At 59.0% G+C, this 683-nt stretch carries 1 protein-coding gene; it reads right to left on the reverse strand.

Annotated elements, in window-relative coordinates:
* The coding region (gene tssK, locus ABR397_RS23040) for a type VI secretion system baseplate subunit TssK (protein WP_350307738.1) at window positions 1–683 on the reverse strand (683 nt) is incomplete at both ends.

The raw sequence follows: 683 nt of genomic DNA on the forward strand, positions 1-683 counted from the left end.
GCGGGAACGGAGGAACGGACAGAAAGATAAAAATCCGCCGCGTCACGCAAGCGGGTATCGTGGAGCGTCCCGGTCCATTGCTGTGCCGATTTTGTCAGCTCAATGGCGACCATCCGGGACGGCAGGCTGATTTCCAGTAACTGACTCAGCAGGTCAAACAGCGGCGGTAACACCGCCGTCAGGTTATCGTGCTGATAACGCGGGATCCCCCCGGCGTCATGATCGAGCGAAAATGTCAGCAGACTGCCCGCCAGTCTGACCGCTTCACGATAGAACAGCGCCGGGTGCACCTCCCCGTGCACCTGAAAATCACGCAGTACCGGCTCAGAGCTGTTTAGCGCATTGAGTAGCCAAAACAACGAGACGTCCGCTACGGCAAAATCCGCCATCCGCTCGTTACTTTCCCGGCGCATGCTCATCAACCGGGCCTGTTTGGCCCGTAACTGCGTCAGCAACTGATCGAGCCGGTTCATCAGCCCGGCATTTGCACTCAGCCGCAGTAACGGCGGGACAAACTGTTCGTCAACGGCCCAGTTTCCCTGGCCGTCACGTAACAAACGGGCAACGGGACAGGTGAGATACTGGCTGTTTTCCATCCCGTCAACGCGCAGCGAGACGGCATAACGGGCCGCCGCCATCGACTCACTGCGGTCACTGAATTCATCCTGTACCGGCACCCACTC

The sequence above is a fragment of the Photorhabdus viridis genome, assembly GCF_040256935.1.
Classification (GTDB): Bacteria; Pseudomonadota; Gammaproteobacteria; order Enterobacterales; family Enterobacteriaceae; genus Photorhabdus; species Photorhabdus viridis.